Source organism: Caballeronia sp. RCC_10, assembly GCF_041360715.1.
Classification (GTDB): Bacteria; Pseudomonadota; Gammaproteobacteria; order Burkholderiales; family Burkholderiaceae; genus Caballeronia; species Caballeronia grimmiae.
Genome location: NZ_JBFUPT010000019.1, coordinates 39,665 through 56,655, shown reverse-complemented (window position 1 = coordinate 56,655; position 16,991 = coordinate 39,665). Strand labels below are relative to the sequence as shown.

At 65.2% G+C, this 16,991-nt stretch carries 14 protein-coding genes; 7 read left to right on the top strand and 7 right to left on the bottom strand.

Annotated features, from left to right (window positions below; genetic code table 11):
- The first annotated feature begins 117 nt into the window (after positions 1-117).
- Positions 118-891: a DeoR/GlpR family DNA-binding transcription regulator gene (locus AB6804_RS24965; protein ID WP_370888728.1), complete on the top strand. Its 774-nt coding sequence runs from the start codon at positions 118-120 to the stop codon at positions 889-891.
- Between the two features lie 6 nt (positions 892-897).
- Here the strand turns inward: AB6804_RS24965 and AB6804_RS24960 are convergent, their stop codons facing one another.
- The 3 genes from AB6804_RS24960 to AB6804_RS24950 all read right to left on the bottom strand — a co-directional run bounded on the left by AB6804_RS24960 (position 898) and on the right by AB6804_RS24950 (position 5,956).
- Positions 898-3,282 (bottom strand): PAS domain S-box protein, encoded by a 2,385-nt coding sequence (locus AB6804_RS24960; protein ID WP_370888727.1) that lies wholly within the window; start codon positions 3,280-3,282, stop codon positions 898-900.
- A 345-nt stretch (positions 3,283-3,627) separates the two neighbouring features.
- Positions 3,628-4,812, bottom strand: a complete 1,185-nt coding sequence (locus AB6804_RS24955; RefSeq protein ID WP_370888726.1) for a diguanylate cyclase domain-containing protein — start codon at positions 4,810-4,812, stop codon at positions 3,628-3,630.
- A gap of 205 nt (positions 4,813-5,017) precedes the next feature.
- Positions 5,018-5,956 carry a LysR family transcriptional regulator gene (locus tag AB6804_RS24950; RefSeq protein ID WP_244795912.1) on the bottom strand — a complete coding sequence of 313 codons (939 nt, stop codon included), beginning with the start codon at positions 5,954-5,956 and terminating at the stop codon, positions 5,018-5,020.
- 95 nt (positions 5,957-6,051) lie between these two features.
- Between AB6804_RS24950 and AB6804_RS24945 the strand changes: the two genes are divergently transcribed.
- From AB6804_RS24945 to AB6804_RS24925, 5 genes are all read left to right on the top strand, one after another.
- A complete protein-coding gene (locus tag AB6804_RS24945; RefSeq protein WP_370888725.1) occupies positions 6,052-7,191 on the top strand; it encodes an iron-containing alcohol dehydrogenase in 1,140 nt (379 codons plus the stop codon).
- A 96-nt stretch (positions 7,192-7,287) separates the two neighbouring features.
- Positions 7,288-7,491 (top strand): hypothetical protein, encoded by a 204-nt coding sequence (locus tag AB6804_RS24940; RefSeq protein ID WP_370888724.1) that lies wholly within the window; start codon positions 7,288-7,290, stop codon positions 7,489-7,491.
- Between the two features lie 98 nt (positions 7,492-7,589).
- Positions 7,590-8,513, top strand: a complete 924-nt coding sequence (locus AB6804_RS24935; RefSeq protein WP_370888723.1) for an urea transporter — start codon at positions 7,590-7,592, stop codon at positions 8,511-8,513.
- Complete coding sequence (locus AB6804_RS24930; RefSeq protein ID WP_370888722.1) at positions 8,476-9,252, top strand: class II aldolase/adducin family protein; 777 nt, start codon at positions 8,476-8,478, stop codon at positions 9,250-9,252. Before AB6804_RS24935 ends, AB6804_RS24930 begins: the two co-directional genes overlap by 38 nt.
- Before the next feature lie 25 nt (positions 9,253-9,277).
- Complete coding sequence (locus AB6804_RS24925; RefSeq protein ID WP_035960104.1) at positions 9,278-9,463, top strand: 4-oxalocrotonate tautomerase; 186 nt, start codon at positions 9,278-9,280, stop codon at positions 9,461-9,463.
- 49 nt (positions 9,464-9,512) lie between these two features.
- On the opposite strand, the gene AB6804_RS24920 is transcribed toward AB6804_RS24925, so the two are convergent.
- The 4 genes from AB6804_RS24920 to AB6804_RS24905 all read right to left on the bottom strand — a co-directional run bounded on the left by AB6804_RS24920 (position 9,513) and on the right by AB6804_RS24905 (position 15,883).
- Positions 9,513-11,687 (bottom strand): malate synthase G, encoded by a 2,175-nt coding sequence (locus AB6804_RS24920; protein WP_370888721.1) that lies wholly within the window; start codon positions 11,685-11,687, stop codon positions 9,513-9,515.
- A 305-nt stretch (positions 11,688-11,992) separates the two neighbouring features.
- Positions 11,993-14,230, bottom strand: coding sequence for a xanthine dehydrogenase family protein molybdopterin-binding subunit (locus AB6804_RS24915; RefSeq protein WP_370888720.1), 2,238 nt, complete (start codon positions 14,228-14,230; stop codon positions 11,993-11,995).
- Between the two features lie 24 nt (positions 14,231-14,254).
- Positions 14,255-15,259 (bottom strand): xanthine dehydrogenase family protein subunit M, encoded by a 1,005-nt coding sequence (locus tag AB6804_RS24910; protein WP_370888719.1) that lies wholly within the window; start codon positions 15,257-15,259, stop codon positions 14,255-14,257.
- Positions 15,260-15,271: 12 nt separating this feature from the next.
- Positions 15,272-15,883 (bottom strand): (2Fe-2S)-binding protein, encoded by a 612-nt coding sequence (locus tag AB6804_RS24905; protein WP_370888718.1) that lies wholly within the window; start codon positions 15,881-15,883, stop codon positions 15,272-15,274.
- Between the two features lie 276 nt (positions 15,884-16,159).
- On the opposite strand from AB6804_RS24905, the gene AB6804_RS24900 reads away from it, so the two are divergent.
- On the top strand, positions 16,160-16,858 hold the full coding sequence (locus AB6804_RS24900; protein WP_370888717.1) for a nitroreductase: 699 nt from the start codon (positions 16,160-16,162) through the stop codon (positions 16,856-16,858).
- Positions 16,859-16,991: the final 133 nt, after the last annotated feature.

The window sequence follows — 16,991 nt, the reverse complement described above, 5'->3', positions numbered from 1 at the left end:
AACGATCACAACCACACGCTGGGCTCACCAGCATCGCGCGCGCCCGGAAGCGCCCCCGGATTCGATAAACTTGGCGGCCCGTCGCCCGCGAGGCGCCACGCCATCAACAGGAATCGCATGAAAGTCGAAAAACGCCGCGAGGCGATGCTGCAGGCCGTGCTGTCCGGCATGAACGATGTCGCCGCGCTGTGCGAGCACTTCGGCATGTCGGAAGCGACGGTGCGGCGCGATCTGCGCGCGCTCGCCGACGAACGCCGTATCGTGCGCACATACGGCGGCGCGGCGTCGGTCGGCGTGCACGAGCCGGAGGAATCGCTCGATACGCGGCGCGAGAGTTTTCGCGAGCAGAAGGAAGCCATTGCGCGGGCGGCGGCGCGGCACGTGCAGGATGGCGACACGCTGTTTCTCGATGGCGGCACCACGACCGCCGCGCTCGCGCGCTGCCTCGCGGGGCGCAAGGGCATTCAGGTCATTACGAACAATCTGCTGGCGGTCGGCGCGCTGGCGTCGGCGGACGTGCGCGTGACGCTCATCGGCGGGGACGTGCGGCCTTCGAGCATGAGCACGCTCGGGCCGATCGCTCAGGTCGCGCTATCGCGGCTCACGTTCGACAAGGCGTTTCTCGGAGCGGATGGCGTCGTCGCCGGGCGCGGGCTGTGCGAAGCCACGGCGGAGCAGGCGTTTCTGAAGGAGTGCATCGTCGCGCAGGCGGCGAGCGTGTTCGTCCTGGTGACGTCGGACAAACTGGAGCGCGCGAGCCAGCAGCACTGGACGCCGCTCGAACGCGAGTGGACGCTCATCACCGATTCCTTCGCCGATGACGCCGCCATCGAGCGTTTCAGGCAGCGCGGCAGCGTGAACGTGGAACGCGCCGAGATGGACGCGCGGTAGGCGCGCTCACCGCGCCGCGAGCGCCAGCACCGCTTCGACTTCGTTGAGGTCCACCGGCTTGATCAGATGCGCGTCGAAGCCGGCTGCGCGCGTGCGGGCCATGTCCTCGTCCGAACCGAGGCCGGTCATCGCGGCGACGATGACGTGCGCGCCGCCTCCGCCCGCCCGCTCGCGAATGCCGCGAATCACGTCGAAGCCGGTCACGCCAGGCATCGACAAATCGAGCAGCACCACGTCGGGCCGCCGCTCGTCGAAGCGGCGCATCGCCTCTTCGCCGTCGTAGGCCGCGCGCGCGGAATGGCCGAGCATGTCGACGACGAGCGTCATGCTGTCGGCGGAATCGCGATTGTCGTCGACGACGAGCACCTCCAGTTGCCGATTCGCCGACGGTTCAGGCGCGGCCAGTTTCGGCGGCTCGTGCGCCGCCGCCTGGGCGAGCGGCAGCCACAGGCTGAAGACGCTGCCCTTGCCCGGGCCGTCGCTCTGGGCCTCGACGTGGCCGCCATGCAGTTCCGCGATCGCCCGCACGAGCGTCAGCCCGATGCCCAGGCCGCCTTCGTCCGCATGGGCGCCGGGCGGATGTTCCTGCACGAACAGATCGAACACGGCGCCGAGCGCATCGGCGGAAATGCCGCGTCCCTGATCGATGACGCGCAACAGCGCCGTGCCGCCGCGCGCTCCGGCTTCGAGCGTGATCGTCGATCCGGCCGGGCTGAACTTCGACGCGTTGTTCAGCAAGTTGTTGAGCGCCTGCACTAGCCGCGTTGGATCGCCGTTGACGAAGACGCGCTGCCCCGTGTGTTCGACGACGAGCCGCTGCTGCCGCGCGTCGAACGAGGGCTGGCTGGCTTCGGCGCTCAGATGCACGACGTCCGCGATATCGACGACATCCGCCGTGAGGCGAATCTTTCCCGAACTGACGCGGCCCGCTTCGAGCAGGTCATCGACGAGCTTCGTCAGATGCGCAAGCTGCCGGTCGACGATCTGGCGGCTGCGGATCACGTCGGAATCGTCGGAGGCTTTTAGTTTGAGGATGCTCACCGCGTTGCGGATGGGCGCGAGCGGATTGCGCAACTCGTGGCCGAGCAGCGCGAGGAACTCGTTCATGCGCCGGCTCGACGCCTCCAGTTCTTCGAGGCGCCGGCGCGAAGTCATGTCGCGCGTGATCGCGACGAAATTCTGCGCGCTGCCTTCTTTCGACGGCATCGCGCTCAGCGTCACGTGCGCCCAGAATTCCGAGCCGTCCTTGCGCACCCGCCAGCCTTCGTGTTCGACGCGGCCGTGCTCGATCGCGCGCCGGATAATGTCGCCGGGGCGGTCGCGGCCAAGTTCGTCGGGCGTATAGAAAAGCGCCAGATGGCGGCCGATGGCCTCCTCGGCGGTGTAGCCGTACAGCGCGTGCGCGCCGTCGTTCCACGAGCGCACGATGCCGTTCGAATCCAGCATGTAGATCGCGTAGTCGCTGACCGAATCGATCAACAGGCGCAGACGCTGATTCGCTTCAGTGGCGCGCAGGCGGTCCGTGATGTCGTGAATGAAGCAGGTGAACTGACGCTGACCTTCATACCAGACTTCGCTGATCGTCAGTTCCGCCGTGAACTCGCTGCCGTCGCGGCGTTTCGCGGGCAGTTCGACCCGCGTATCGATGACGCGCGCCTCGCCGGTCGCCAGATAGCGCGTGAGGCCGGCGCGATGCGCGGCGCGATGGCGTTCGGGCACGATGAACTGCGCCAGTTCCTGATTCATCACTTCCTGCGCGCGCCAGCCGAACAGCTTCGTCGCCGCCTCGTTCCAGTAGATGACCATGCCGGCTTCATCGATGGAAACGAACGCGATGTGCGCGTTGTCGAGCACGGTGCGGCGGCGGCGCAGCGCATCGGCAAGCTTCTTCTCGAACTCGACGCGCAACGAGGATTCCACGCTCAGCGTCGCGTTGACGCTCGCGTGCTGTTCGACGAGCCGGCGATGCTCCTGCGCGATTTCTTCACGCGCGATGGTTTCGGCGATGCACGCGCAAAACGCGTTGAGAATCGCGATATCCGCCTGGCCGAATTGTTCGGGCTCGCCGGAAATTAGCTTCAGCACCGCGACGGAGCGGCCTTCGTATATGACGGGCGCGACGACCATCGACGCCGCGCCGACGGCCTGGCACGCCGCGCGGTCCACACGATGGTCGGTCGCGGTGTTGCGGCTCACCAGCGCCTCTTGCCGCGTGATGCACAGGCCGGACAGGCTGCCCGCGGACGGCAGTCTCGTGCCTACGTGACGCGCGGCTGCGCCGCTCGCCGCGCGATAGACGAGTTCGTCCCCTTCGATCCATTCGATCACGGACGAGGAGACGTCCGCGACTTCGCGCAACGTATCGGTGACTTTCTGAAGGTACTCCGGCAAGGGCAGCCGGGAATGAGCGAGGCTCGCGAACGTGGCAAACCACCGCTCGAAATGCGCGCGACGATTGTGATGGGCCCTGGTTCTTCTATCCGTTGATGAAGTCTCGTATTGAAAACGCATGGCCCGTTTATGCATCGGTGGAACGCGAATCAATCGCGGAGAGTATCGGCGGTATATCGTCCGCTAATTGGAACACAAAACACAGTCAAACGTTTGCTTAAAAGCGAGGGGAGAACCTTTATTTGTCTGCTCAATGAAAATCGGTAAGCCGTACTGAATAATCGACCGACTGTTCAATGAAGAGACGGTAACAACGACGCTACGTCGCAGTCGATGCGGTAAATATCACGCAACCGCCGTCTCGTCCGATGCGGGCAGTGCCGCTTCCGTGCGGCTCGCCGCGACCCACCGGCTTTTGCCCGAGCGCTTCGCGGCGTAGAGCGCGTTGTCGGCATCGCGCAGAACGCCGTCGAGTTCGGTGTGATTGCGATCGAACATGGCAACGCCGATGCTCGCGCCGATCACCAGTTCGCCCTCGCCATCGGTATGGAAAGGCTTGCCAAGCTCGATCACGAGCCGGTCCGCCAGCACGAAAGGATCGGCGTGCGGCGGCGCGACGATAACGAATTCATCGCCGCCCAGACGCGCGACCAGCGCGCCATCGCCCGCCAGTTGCCGAAGGCGGCGCGCGACGAGCGCGAGCAGCGTGTCGCCGACTTCGTGGCCGCGCGCGTCGTTGATCGCCTTGAAACCGTCGAGATCCAGATAGAAGAGGGCGTCGTACGCAGTCTCGTCTGCACGGCCGTAGCGCATGCGAAAGCGCACTGCCTGAAACAGCCCGGCGCGGTTGAGCAGACCGGTGAGTTCGTCATGACGCGCGCGGCGGTCGTTTTCCTGCTCGGCTTTCATCGTCGAGACGAGCATGCCGTTGAGACGCCACGCGGCGGCGCTCATCGCGAAAAGATAGAAAGGGATTTGCAGCAGCGTGAGAAGCAGCGTCGGCTCGCCCGACAGCCATGCGCCGATGCAGCAGGGTCCGAGCGACAGAAAGATCATCACGGCGACGAGACGCGGCGCGGCGAAATTGCGGAAACAGATGCCGCCGACCATCGCGGCCGCCGAGAGGAAGGAGAGCGTCGCGGCCACCCAGTCGCCCGACAGCACGCTGACGAGCGCGCCGTAGCCAACTGTTGCGCCCCACAGCGGCGCAAGCAGCACGTAGGTGTCGGTCAGCGTCGATTTGCCCGCCCGGGCGCGGCGGCGCGCGACGATCAGCACGACGAGGCGCGCAAGACAGACGGCGATTTTCAGCGCGAGCCACGCATCGAATGCGAAGGACGGATGCCGCCGCTGCAGCACCCACGCGACCGCGATCGTATTGAACACGCCGCCCGCGAAAATCGGCAGCGTGCCGAAGAGGCTGCCGACGAGCGCGGCTCGGATCGCACGCGGAATGTCGGGACCCGCATGCAGCAACCACGTCGCCGCACGTCCGCGCGGAAGGGTAAAGGATTCGATCTGTTGGTCCATAGGTGCGATGTGCGGCGGTCGGGCGACTGCGTGACCTTCGGGACTTGTGTCCCACCCATCGGATAACGGAGTGGAGCGGATCGAACTTTATGGTCGCGCCCTTTGTTTCAGGGGCGGATGGCTTGCCAATCGTTTGCTCGGACTCTGGGCGTTTAATTGAAGCGTGCTGAGCCAAAAAGCGAGCGCAAGGAAAGCCGCAGGCGATTCATGCGGCGGCGCTGCGTCCCGCCTCCACGATCTCGTCCATCAGTAAGCGCACGCCCGCTGAAAGCTGTGCATCGCGGCGCGTGACCATCTCGTACGGCTCGCTTTTGGACGTGAACGCGAGCGGCAACGTGCACACGACCCCATGCGCCGTGCAAAAACGCGCAACATCGACGGATACCAGCGCCACGAGCGACGGATTCTTCTGCAACAGCGCGAGCGTCGCGAAGGCGGAGGTGGTTTCGAGCAGATGCGACGGGAAGCGCAAGCCTGCGTCGTGGAACTCGCGTTCGAGCAGCAGGCGCATCGGCATATTCGCGCGATACACCACCCAGCGATGCCGCGCGAGATCGCTCAACGCGACGCGCCGCCGTTTCGCGAGCGGATGATCGACATTCGCAATCACCGCAAGCGTTTCCTGCTGCACGGCGACGCTGTCGTACAGATACGGCGTCTGGCTCACGCTCGTGCGGCACACGGCGACATCGAGCCGTCCCGCGTCGATGAGCCCGAGCAGGCTCGCGCTCGTATCCTCGACGATCTCCACCGACATCTCCGGCTGACGCGCGCTGGCGGCGGTGATCGCATCGGTGACGAGCGGCACCGCGCCCATGATGACGCCCACGGACACGCGCCCGCCATAGCCGCGCATGATGCCGACGATCTCTTCACGCAGATGCGCGATATCCGTATGAATCAGCCGCGCATAACGGATCACGCAATGCCCGACCGCGTTCGGCTCCAGCCCGCGATGCGTCCGCACGAAAAGCGGCGTGCCGAACGTCGTTTCTATTTCATGCAGCGCCTTGCTCGCGCCCGGCTGCGTGAGCGCAAGCTGTTTCGCCGCGCCGAGCAGCGAGCCGCGTTCTTCCAGCGCGATGAGCAGGCGCAACTGCCTGACGTGCAGGCGCGAAAGAATGGAATTTAGCGATGGCGTCATGAGGGAAAGTTATACCCGTATCACATGCCGTCAGTATCGCGGAGGCGGAAGCGTCCGTATACTCGGTCAACCGCTATAACCTTTCGTCATTGCACATGGCCCTGATCAATTACATCACGCAGATTCAGTTCGACTTTGGCGCGGTGCGCCTGCTCGCCAGCGAGTGCGAGCGTTTCGGCATTCGCCGTCCGCTGATCGTGACCGATGCGGGCATCCGTGCGGCGGGTCTCCTCGACAAGGTCGTCGATGCGCTCGGCCCGCAATTCACCGCGCCCGTTTTCGACGCGACGCCGCCGAATCCGAACGAAGCCGCTGTGCGCGCGGCCGTCGCGCTGTATCGCGGGAATGATTGCGATGGCGTGATCGCGGCGGGCGGCGGCTCGTCGATCGATCTGGCGAAGGGCGTCGCTGTTTGCGCGACGCACGACGGGCCGCTCGCGAGCTTCGCCGTGATCGAAGGCGGGCTTGCGCGCATCACGGCCGCGACCGCGCCGGTCATCGCCATTCCGACGACGGCCGGAACCGGCAGCGAAGTGGGCCGGGGCGCGATCCTGATTCTCGACGATGGCCGCAAGGTCGGCGTGATCTCGCCATATGTCGTGCCGAAGGTCGCGATTTGCGATCCGGAACTCACATTCGGCCTGCCGCCGATGCTCACCGCCGCGACCGGCATGGACGCCATCGCGCATTGCCTCGAAACGTTCATGGCCCCCGCGTTCAACCCGCCCGCCGACGGCATTGCGCTGGACGGCTTGTGGCGCGCGTGGCGACACATCGAGCGGGCGACGCGCGACGGTTCCGATCGCGCCGCGCGCTGGAACATGATGAGCGCATCGATGCAGGGCGCGCTGGCGTTCCAGAAGGGCCTCGGCTGCGTGCACAGCCTGAGCCATTCGCTGGGCGGCATCAATCCGAAGCTGCATCACGGCACGCTGAACGCGATCTTTCTGCCGGCGGTCATCGCGTTCAACAGCTCGGCCCCGTCGATGGCCGATGAGGACAAGCTCGCGCGCATCGCGCAGGCGATGGGCCTCGCTGCCGGCGATGACGTCGGCGACGCCATCCGCAAGATGACCGCGACGCTCGGCTTGCCGCGCGGCCTCGCCGAACTCGGCGTCACGCGCGATCTGTTCCCGCGCATCGTCGCGGGCGCGCTGAAGGATCACAGTCACAAGACGAATCCGCGCGAGGCGTCGAGCGACGATTACATCGCCATCCTGGAAGCGTCGATGTAAGGCCGGAGCGCATGACGATTTGCGGCGGCGCAACAAAAGACTAGGGGAAAACCCTAGTCTTTGTTACAATGCGCAGCAAATTCTGGATTTACTGTCATGCGCACCCGTTACGTCATTCTCGAAAAGATCGCTTTTACGTTGCTCACACTGTCCGCCGTTGCCGATGCCAGCTACATCACCTGGGAGAAGCATCCGAACTTCCGCGAAAACGTCACGGAATTAGTGAAGATGAGTTCGGACTTGAACTACGCGACCGCGACCATCGACGGCTCCACGATGATGCCGCTCGCGTTCAACTAAGCACTCGCGACACATCCAATACCCGCTATACGGCCCCGCGTCGCACGACGCGCGCGGCTTGTCCTATGCTTGCGGCTTCCTTTGCGTAGCCGCCGCGCATGTCCATCGCTCTTCACACTGACGCCGCATCCGGCGAACCACTCCGTAGTTTCGCTCGTTCTCTCGGGCAGATCGTCCTTCAGCGCAATGCCGCAACGGGCGCGCTGCTGCTCGCGGGCGTCCTGTGTGCGAGCCTGCGTCTTGCGTGCGCGCTGGTGATCGGTGCGCTCGTCGGCAAGGTAATCACGCTCATCACCGAGGACGCCGATTCGCCCGCACTCCGCGACGATCTCTACGCCTTCAACGGCGCGCTTGCCGCGCTCGCCGCGTTCACCTTTATCCGCGATGCATCGCAGGCGACGGCCGTCGCCATTCTCTCGGCGATGTTCGCGACGCTGCTCGCGAGCCCGCTCGCGCGAGTTCTTTCGCTTCGCGGCTTGCCGATGTTTTCCAGTCCGGCGATTATCGTCACCTGGTGCTGGATGCCGTTGCTTGCCGATCGCGGCGAAGTCGGCGCGCTCGGGCCGGTGCCGGTCGGCGTGGCCGCGCTGACGAAGGCCGCGTTCGGCGGACTCGCGCCGATCGTGTTTGCATCGGGCGCGATCGCGGGCGCGTTCATCGCGGCGGGACTGTTCGCCGCCAGCCCGGCACGCGGGACGTGGGCGCTCGGTGGCAGCGCGATCGGCGCTGCGCTGCATGCGTTATGCGGCACGAGCGACGCCGTCGTGCTGTCCGGCGCGTGCGGCTTCAACGCGGCGCTGGCCGCGCTCGCGACGGCATCGCTCGGCGCGCGCCATGCATTCATCGCGATTGCGCTGGCGGTAGCGATCGAGCGCGTCGCGGATTGCCTCGGGGTGGCGGCGCTGACCGCGCCGTTCGTGCTTGCGTCGTGGACGGTGATCGCCGTTACGCGGCGCGTCGGGAAAATATCGAAAGGAGAGTCGCATGTCGTTCACCCACACGTTCGAGCGCAGGATCGATGAAAGCGGGCCGCGCTCGGCCGCCGAAACGGCGACGCGCGTCGATCTGGCGGCGGCGTATCGGCTCGTCGCGCTGAACGGCTGGGACGATGTCGTCTACACGCACATTTCCGCGAGCGTGCCGGGCGAGCCCGGACGCTTTCTGATCAATCCGTTCGGGCTCGCGTTCGATGAAGTCACCGCGTCTAATCTGGTGAAGATCGATATCGACGGCAACGTGATCGGCGAAAGCGCGCATCCGGTGAACGCGACGGGCTTCGCGCTGCATGCCGCCGTACACGCCGCCCGCGCGGATGCCGCCTGCGTGATGCATCTGCATGTGCGCGAGGCGATCGCGGTGTCGGCACAGCCGCATGGCCTGCTTCCGGCGTCCCAGCACGCGATGCGTTTTCACGGCCACCTTGCGTACCACGATTACGAGGGTCTTGCGTTCGCGCGTGCGGAAGGCGAGCGGCTCGTCGCGAATCTCGGCGCGCACCGTGCGATGCTGTTGCGCAACCACGGACCGCTCACGCTCGGGCGCACGATTGCCGAGGCTTATGTGCTGATGGATATGCTCGTGAAGGCATGCGATATTCAACTGCGCGCGCTGGCGGGCGTGAGCAAGATGATCGTGCCGACGCCCGATATCGTCGCCCGCACGGCGGCGCAACTGCACGACGGCGACGCCATCGAAGGCGCGCTCGAATGGCCCGCGCTTCTGCGCAAGCTGGAGCGCATTGATCCGTCGTATCGCGATTAACCCGTTTCAAGGAGGATTCAACGCAATGCCGACTTTCAACATCCAGCTCTTCGAAGGCCGCACGGCGGAAGAAAAGCGCAAGTTCGTCGAGGCGATCACGCGCACGACATGCGAGACGCTCGGCTGCGAGCCGGGGTCGGTGGACATCATCCTGACGGACGTGAAGCGCGAGAACTGGGCGACCGCAGGCAAGCTGTGGTCGGACCAATAGCGCATTGAAAGAACGCGGCGGCGTTGCACCGCCGCGTTCGCCTTGATGATTACATCGTTTCCTTCGCGGCGAGGCGGAACTTGTGCAGCAGCGGTTCCGTATAGCCGTTCGGCTGCGTGCGTCCTTCGAAGACGAGCGCGCATGCCGCCTTGAAAGCGTACGAACTGTCGAAGGCGGGCGCCATCGGGCGATAGTACGGATCACCTTCGTTCTGCTGATCCACGACCGCGGCCATCCGTTCGAGCGTCGCGCGCACCTGCTCTTCGGTGACGATGCCATGCCGCAGCCAGTTCGCGATGTGCTGGCTCGAAATGCGCAGCGTCGCGCGGTCTTCCATCAGGCCGACATTGTGAATGTCCGGCACCTTCGAGCAGCCGACGCCCTGATCGATCCAGCGCACCACGTAGCCGAGAATGCCCTGCGCGTTGTTCTCGATCTCGTTCTTGATTTCGTCTTCCGACCACGTCGCCTTCTCGACGACGGGAATCGTCAGGAGGCCGTCGAGCAGTTCGTTCTTCACGCCTTCATAGTCGATGCTTTCCATCTCCCGCTGAACGCGCTGGACGTCGACCTGATGGTAATGCAGCGCATGCAGCGTGGCGGCCGTCGGCGAGGGCACCCAGGCGGTGTTCGCGCCGGCCTTCGGATGCGCGACCTTTTGTTCGAGCATTGCGCGCATGAGATCGGGCATCGCCCACATGCCCTTGCCGATCTGCGCGCGCCCGCGCAGCCCGGTGTTCAGCCCGACGAGCACGTTGTTGCGCTCGTAGGCGGCGATCCATGCCGACGACTTCATGTCGCCCTTGCGCATCATCGGGCCGGCTTCCATCGACGAATGCATCTCGTCGCCGGTGCGATCCAGAAAGCCCGTATTGATGAACGCGACGCGCGCCTTGGCCGCCGCGATACACGCCTTGAGGTTGACGCTCGTGCGGCGCTCCTCGTCCATGATGCCCATCTTGATCGTATGACGCGGCAGCCCGAACAGGTCCTCGACGCGCGTGAACAGCTCGTCCGAGAACGCGACTTCGGCGGGGCCGTGCATCTTCGGCTTGACGATGTAGATGGACCCGGTGCGCGAGTTGATCTTGTTCTTCAGATCGTGCATGGCGCCGAGCGTGGTCATCACCGCATCGAGGATGCCTTCGGGGATTTCGTTGCCGTCGCGATCGAGCACGGCCGGGTTCGTCATCAGATGGCCGACGTTGCGGATGAACAGCAGCGAGCGGCCATGCAGCTTCAGCGTGCCGCCATTCGGCGCGGTGTATTCGCGGTCCGCGTTCAGGCTGCGCGTGAAGGTCTTGCCGTTCTTCGAGACCTGCTCCGACAGTTGGCCCTGCATCAGCCCCAGCCAGTTGCGATAGAGCTGCGTCTTGTCGGCGGCGTCGACGGCGGCGACCGAATCCTCGCAATCGATGATCGTACTCACGGCCGCTTCCATCAGTACGTCCTTGACGTGCGCCGCATCCGTCTTGCCGATGGAGTGGTTCGCGTCAATCTGAATCTCGAAGTGCAGATCGTTGTGCTTGAGCAGGACGGCGCTGGGCGCGCTGGCATCGCCCTGGAAGCCCGCGAATTGTTCGGGATTCGCGAGGCTGCTTCTGCCGTCTTTCAGCGTGACGACGAGCTTGCCTTGCTCGACGCTGTATTTGGTTGCGTCGGCGTGCGAGCCGTGGGCGAGCGGCGCGTTGTCGTCGAGGAAGGCGCGCGCATAGGCGATGACTTTCGCGCCGCGCTTCGGGTTGAATTCGGCGGTGCGCTCGGCGCCGTCGCTGTCGTCGATGACGTCGGTGCCGTAGAGCGCATCGTAGAGGCTGCCCCAACGCGCGTTCGCGGCGTTGAGCGCATAGCGCAAATTCGACAGCGGCACGACGAGTTGCGGCCCGGCCTGCTCGGCGATCTCGCGGTCGACGTTGGCTGTGGTTGCCTGGACTTGCGCGGGCGTGGGGACGATATAGCCGATGTCGGTCAGAAACTTGCGATACCCGCGCAGATCGCGCACCGGGCCGGGGTTGCTGCGATGCCAGTTGTCGAGTTCCGATTGCAGGCGATCGCGTTCGGCGAGCAGCGCGCGGTTCTTCGGCGCGAGGTCGTGCACGAGGGCATCGAACCCTTGCCAGAAGGATGCGGCATCGACGCCCGTGCCGGGGATGGCTTCTTCCTCGACGAATTTCGCGAGGCTCGATGCGACTTTGAGGCCGTGCTGTTGAGTCATTTCGTTCATGGGCACTCCGGCTGATTGCTGCTAGATAGGGATTCGGGGCTGGGGGTATGGTAGCGCGGAATGCAGGAAGGTCGAAGCGACGGCAGGGAGGCAATGCACGTGCCCGAGCGGCGCGTCGGCGCAGCGTGCGCGACGCGCGTAACGCGCCCGATTCTCAAATGCGGGGAGTTGTGTCGTCGGGGTAAACGTCGCAGCCAGCGACGCTCGTGCGGTGTTGATGCAGTGCGCGCGCCGGCCTGGCGGGCATATGGACGCAGGACGAAACCCGGCCTTTCCGCGCGGAAAGACCGGACCAGAACGGACGTTCAGCCCCCCAGCAAATCCTCGATCATCACCGGCAACTTCCGGACCCTGACCCCGGTCGCGTGATACACCGCATCGGTAATCGCAGCCGCAATCCCCGCCAGCCCGATCTCCGCGATGCCCCGCGCGCCCAGTTCGTTGAACACCGTATCCGGATGATCGAGAAACGTCACATCGAGTTTCGGCGTATCCGCGTTCGTCGCGATCACGTAGTCCGCGAGACTGCTGTTCACCGGCGCGCCGCTGCGCTCATCGTAGGAAGTGTGCTCGAACAGCGCCATGCCGACGCCCATCACCACCGCGCCTTCGATCTGATTGCGCGCCGCACGCGGATTCAGAATCTTGCCGCCGTCGATGACCGTGACGACGCGGCTCACGCGCAGACGCGCCGTCGCCGGTTCCCACGTGACTTCCGCGAAATGCGCGCCGTAGGAGTGAATGGACCAGTCCTTCTTGAGCGGATCGTCGAAGCCGCCCTTCGCGCTCGCGCTGCCCGATGCCGCGTGCATCCTCGCCGCTTCGAGAATCCGCGTGTACGGCACGCCGTTCTCCGCAGCCTCGCCCTTGCGATGCACCCGCCCGCCGCTCAACGTTAGTTCCTCCGCCTTCACGCCCGCGAACGGCGATCCTTCCGCCGCGCTCGCCCGCGACAGCACGATGTCGACAGCAGCCCGCGTCGCATCCGATACAGCCGGAATCACCGATGCCGTCGCCGCCGAGCCGCCCGATATCGGTCCGACCGGCAACGCGGTATCGCCGAGGGCGACTTCGATCTTGTCGAGCGTAATGCCGGTCTGCTCCGCGACGAGCTGCGCGAGGATCGTGTACGTGCCCGTGCCGATATCCTGCGTGCCGCACACGACGCGCGCCGTGCCGTCCGCACGCAGATCGACGCTCGCCTCCGCCGAGAAGCGCAAGCCCGGCCAGCTGCACGCGGCGACGCCCCAGCCGAGCGTGAGGCTATCGCGCGTCATCGAGCCGACTTCAGGCGTGCGCCGCGACCAGCCGAACTTCTCCGCGCCCAACTTCAGGCACTCGACCAGATGCCGCGACGAAAACGGCAAGCCGCTGCTCTCGTCCTTGCTCGGTTCGTTGGCGAGCCGCAGTTCGACCGGATCGATCCGCAGCGCGAGCGCAAGCTCGTTCATCGCCGATTCCAGCGCGTAAAGCCCCGGCACCGCGCCCGGCCCGCGCATCGACGTCGGCGAGCCGACATTGCGCTTCACCGAGCCGCCCGTCACGCGCAGATTCGCCGTGCTGTACATCTGCGGCGTGGCTTCGCCGCAATCTTCCGTGTATTCGTCCGCCAGCGCGGCGTGATTCAGGAAGTCGTGCCGCAGCGAAACGAGCCTGCCATCCTGCGTCGCGGCGAGCCGCATGCGTTGCTGCGTCACCGGACGATGCCCCACGTTCTGGAACATCATCTTGCGGCTCAGCACGAGTTTCACCGGCCGTCCGGTCTGACGCGTCGCGGCGGCCGCAAGCAGCGAATGCGGCCACATCCACAGCTTGCCGCCGAAGCCCGAGCCGAGATAACGCGAAATCACGCGCACTTTCTCTTTCGGCACGCCGAGCATCTGCACGAGCGTGCCGCGATGGTTCGCCACCGCCTGGCTCGTCTCGTAGAACGTGTAGCTGTCGCCGTCCCAGTGCGCGACCGTCGCGTGGAGTTCGATCGGATTGTGCGTTTCCGTCGGCGTCACGTAGGTCTCGTCGATCTTGACGGGCGCGCTGTCGAATGCGCCATCGGGATCGCCGCGTTCGCTCTGGACCTCGGGTTCGCTGTCGGCGGTGAGCGTCGCGCTGACATCGTGCGGCGCGACTTCATAGCCGACCTTGATTGCCGCCGCCGCGGCGCTCGCGGCCTCGAACGTCTCCGCGATCACGCACGCGACGTACTGGCCGTAGTAGCGGATCACGTCGTCCTCGAAAGGCGGACGCTGTTCGTCGACGTAGCCGTCCACGAACGAATTGGCGGGTATGCGATACAGCCGGCCGATGTTGCCGCGATGCAGAACGAGCTTGACGCCCGGCATCGCCTGCGCGGCGGCGAATTCGAGCGACGTGACCTTGCCGCTCGCGATGGTGCTGCACACCGGCACCGCGTACAGCATGCCGGGCAAGTCGACATCGGATGTGTAGGTTGCGCGGCCGCTGACTTTCAGCGGTCCGTCGATGCGCGAGTGCGGCCGTCCGATGAATCCGTTGACGGACGGTGATACGTCGGGCGCGGTGGACATGGATGCGTTCTCCGGTCGTCGGGTTCAGGATGCCTGCGTCGCGAGCTTCAGCGCATGCACGATGCAGCGCCTCGCCAGTTCCACCTTGAAGCCGTTCTCGCTTTGCGGCTTCGCATCGGCAAGGGCGGCGTCGGCGGCGCGCCGGAAGGCGGCTTCGTCGGGCGCGGCGTTCAGCAGTTCGTTCTCGGCTTCGCGCGATCGCCAAGGCTTCGTCGCGACACCGCCAAGTCCGACACGCACATGCTCGATGCGTCCATCTTTCACGCCGGCGACGATCGCCGCTGAAGCAAGCGCGAACTCGTACGAAGCGCGGTCGCGCAACTTGAGATACACCGAGCGCGCGCCCTCGACGGGCGGCGGCAGCGTCACATGCGTGATGAGATCGCCGGCTTCGAGCACGTGCTCGCGATCGGGCGTCGTACCAGGCAACAGATAGAAGTCGTCGAAGGCGATGGCGCGCTTGCCGCTCGTGCCTTCGACGTGAATGGTCGCTTCGAGCGCCGCGAGCGCGACGTTCATGTCCGACGGATTGCTCGCGATGCACGATTCGCTCGTGCCGAGAATCGCCATCATGCGGTTCGCGCCGCCAATGGCCGAACAGCCCGTGCCGGGCTCGCGCTTGTTGCACGCCGATGCGGTATCGCGGAAATAGACGCAGCGCGTGCGCTGAAGCAGATTGCCGCCGGTCGTCGCCATGTTGCGCAACTGCACGGACGCGCCCGACAGCAGCGCCTGCGACAGCACCGGGTAACGCTCGCGTATCAGCGCGTGATGCGCGACATCCGAGTTGCGCGATGTCGCGCCGATGCGCACGCCGCCGTCGTCCGTCGCTTCGATCGCATCGAGCGGCAGGCGCCTGATATCGACGACTCGCACGGGCCGTTCGACGTTGAGCTTCATCAGATCGACGAGCGTCGTGCCGCCCGCGAGGAAGCGCACTTCGGCGCCTTGCTGGGCGGTATGCGCGGAAGCGCCCGCCTTGATCGCATCGGACAGATCGCGTGCGCGGGATAGCTGAAACATGTCCATGTCGCGCTCCGGTCAGTCTTGCTTGCCGCGCACGGACTGAATCGCCGTGACGATGTTCTGATACGCGCCGCAGCGGCACAGATTGCCGCTCATCGCTTCGCGCACGTCGTCGTCGCTCGCGCCGATGGGTTCGTCGAGCAGCGCGACCGCGGACATCAGTTGCCCGGCGGTGCAGTAGCCGCACTGGAAACCATCGCACTCGACGAATGCCGCCTGCAGCGGATGCAGCGCGTCCGGTTCGCCGATGCCTTCGATCGTCGTGATGTCGTCGCCATCGTGCGCGGCGGCCAGGCACAGGCATGCGTTGACGCGCCGTCCGTTCACATGGACGGTGCACGCGCCGCATTGCCCGTGATCGCAGCCTTTCTTCGTGCCGGTGAGATGAACGTGCTCGCGCAGTGCATCGAGCAGCGTCGTGCGCGGATCGAGCGAGAGCGTATGACGTTGGCCGTTGATGGTCAGCGTGATGTCGGCGTTGGAATCGCTCGTCCGGGCAGCGGGCGGCGCGAGCACTTCGGCGGCGGCGTGTCCGTTGCCGTTCGCTGCGTGCGTTTGTGCGGCGAGCCGGGTGTTTGTCGGTATATCGGCGCGCGCGGGGTTCGATTGGGGGACGGGGTGTTGCATCGGGCAATCTCCTTGAATGGCGCATCGCGCAGCGAAAGAGCGTGCGCATGCGGCGGGGCATAGAGAGGCGAAGATGCGCTGAAGCTGTGGAGCGACAAAGCGTGCGCAGCCGCTTCCGGTGAAAGAAAGAGAAAGCATGCGCGGGAACCGGCGGACGAAGCGTTGCCGGATGACACTCAGCCAGTATAGGCAGACGCCGCCGATCTTTCACAGAACGCAACGGAGACCGCACGGAGCGTGCCTGCATGGTAGCGTTGACGCCTTGCCTATTTCTGCATGCTGACGATGAACGCAACCCTTTCTGTCGCCGATGCCATCGTTTCACGCCGTTCGACTCGTGCCTTTCTCGCCGATCCGGTCGACCGCGCGACGCTCGAAGCCATTCTGGGGAATGCGTGCCGCGCGCCTTCGGGCAGTAACATCCAGCCGTGGAAGGTCTACGTGCTGACGGGCGATGCAAAGGAAGCGCTGTCGCGTGCAATTCTCGCCGTCTTCAACGATCCCGACGCGGACCGCGTTCACGAGGAGGAATTCGCGTATTACCCGCGCACGTGGACGTCGCCTTACATCGAGAGAAGACGCGCGCTCGGCGTCGGGCTTTATACGCTGCTTGGCATCACGCGCGACGACAAGCGCGGCATGCATGCGCAGATGGGCCGCAATTTCGAGTTCTTCGGCGCGCCCGTGGGCATCATCTTCACCACCGATCGCACGATGGAGCGCGGCTCGTGGCTCGACTACGGCATGTTCATTCAGAACGTCATGCTGATGGCGCGTTCCTTTGGACTCGATACGTGTCCGCAGGCGGCGTTCAATCGCTATCACCGGATCATCGCGGAGCAGTTGAAGCTGCCCGAAACCGAGACGGTGGTGTGCGGCATGAGCCTCGGATACGCGGACTGGTCGCAGCCGGAGAACCGTCTCGCGAGCGAGCGCGAGCCGTTGGACAACGTGGTGCGCTTTCTCGGCGCTTGAGTGTCAGAGCGCCATCAACGCGCGCGCAACCAGCGAGAGAATGCCGACGCCGATAGCCGTAAAGACGGCGAGCGCGAGCAGGACCAGCACGAGGCGCAAGAGCATTCGCATTGCGTTCGCTCAAAAAAATGGC

Coding starts and splice junctions, on each gene's coding strand:
- AB6804_RS24965 (WP_370888728.1), top strand. CDS start 118: ATGAAAGTCGAAAAACGCCGCGAGGCGATGCTGCAGGCCGTGCTGTCC.
- AB6804_RS24955 (WP_370888726.1), bottom strand. CDS start 4,812: ATGGACCAACAGATCGAATCCTTTACCCTTCCGCGCGGACGTGCGGCG.
- AB6804_RS24950 (WP_244795912.1), bottom strand. CDS start 5,956: ATGACGCCATCGCTAAATTCCATTCTTTCGCGCCTGCACGTCAGGCAG.
- AB6804_RS24945 (WP_370888725.1), top strand. CDS start 6,052: ATGGCCCTGATCAATTACATCACGCAGATTCAGTTCGACTTTGGCGCG.
- AB6804_RS24940 (WP_370888724.1), top strand. CDS start 7,288: ATGCGCACCCGTTACGTCATTCTCGAAAAGATCGCTTTTACGTTGCTC.
- AB6804_RS24935 (WP_370888723.1), top strand. CDS start 7,590: ATGTCCATCGCTCTTCACACTGACGCCGCATCCGGCGAACCACTCCGT.
- AB6804_RS24930 (WP_370888722.1), top strand. CDS start 8,476: ATGTCGTTCACCCACACGTTCGAGCGCAGGATCGATGAAAGCGGGCCG.
- AB6804_RS24925 (WP_035960104.1), top strand. CDS start 9,278: ATGCCGACTTTCAACATCCAGCTCTTCGAAGGCCGCACGGCGGAAGAA.
- AB6804_RS24920 (WP_370888721.1), bottom strand. CDS start 11,687: ATGAACGAAATGACTCAACAGCACGGCCTCAAAGTCGCATCGAGCCTC.
- AB6804_RS24915 (WP_370888720.1), bottom strand. CDS start 14,230: ATGTCCACCGCGCCCGACGTATCACCGTCCGTCAACGGATTCATCGGA.
- AB6804_RS24910 (WP_370888719.1), bottom strand. CDS start 15,259: ATGGACATGTTTCAGCTATCCCGCGCACGCGATCTGTCCGATGCGATC.
- AB6804_RS24905 (WP_370888718.1), bottom strand. CDS start 15,883: ATGCAACACCCCGTCCCCCAATCGAACCCCGCGCGCGCCGATATACCG.
- AB6804_RS24900 (WP_370888717.1), top strand. CDS start 16,160: ATGCTGACGATGAACGCAACCCTTTCTGTCGCCGATGCCATCGTTTCA.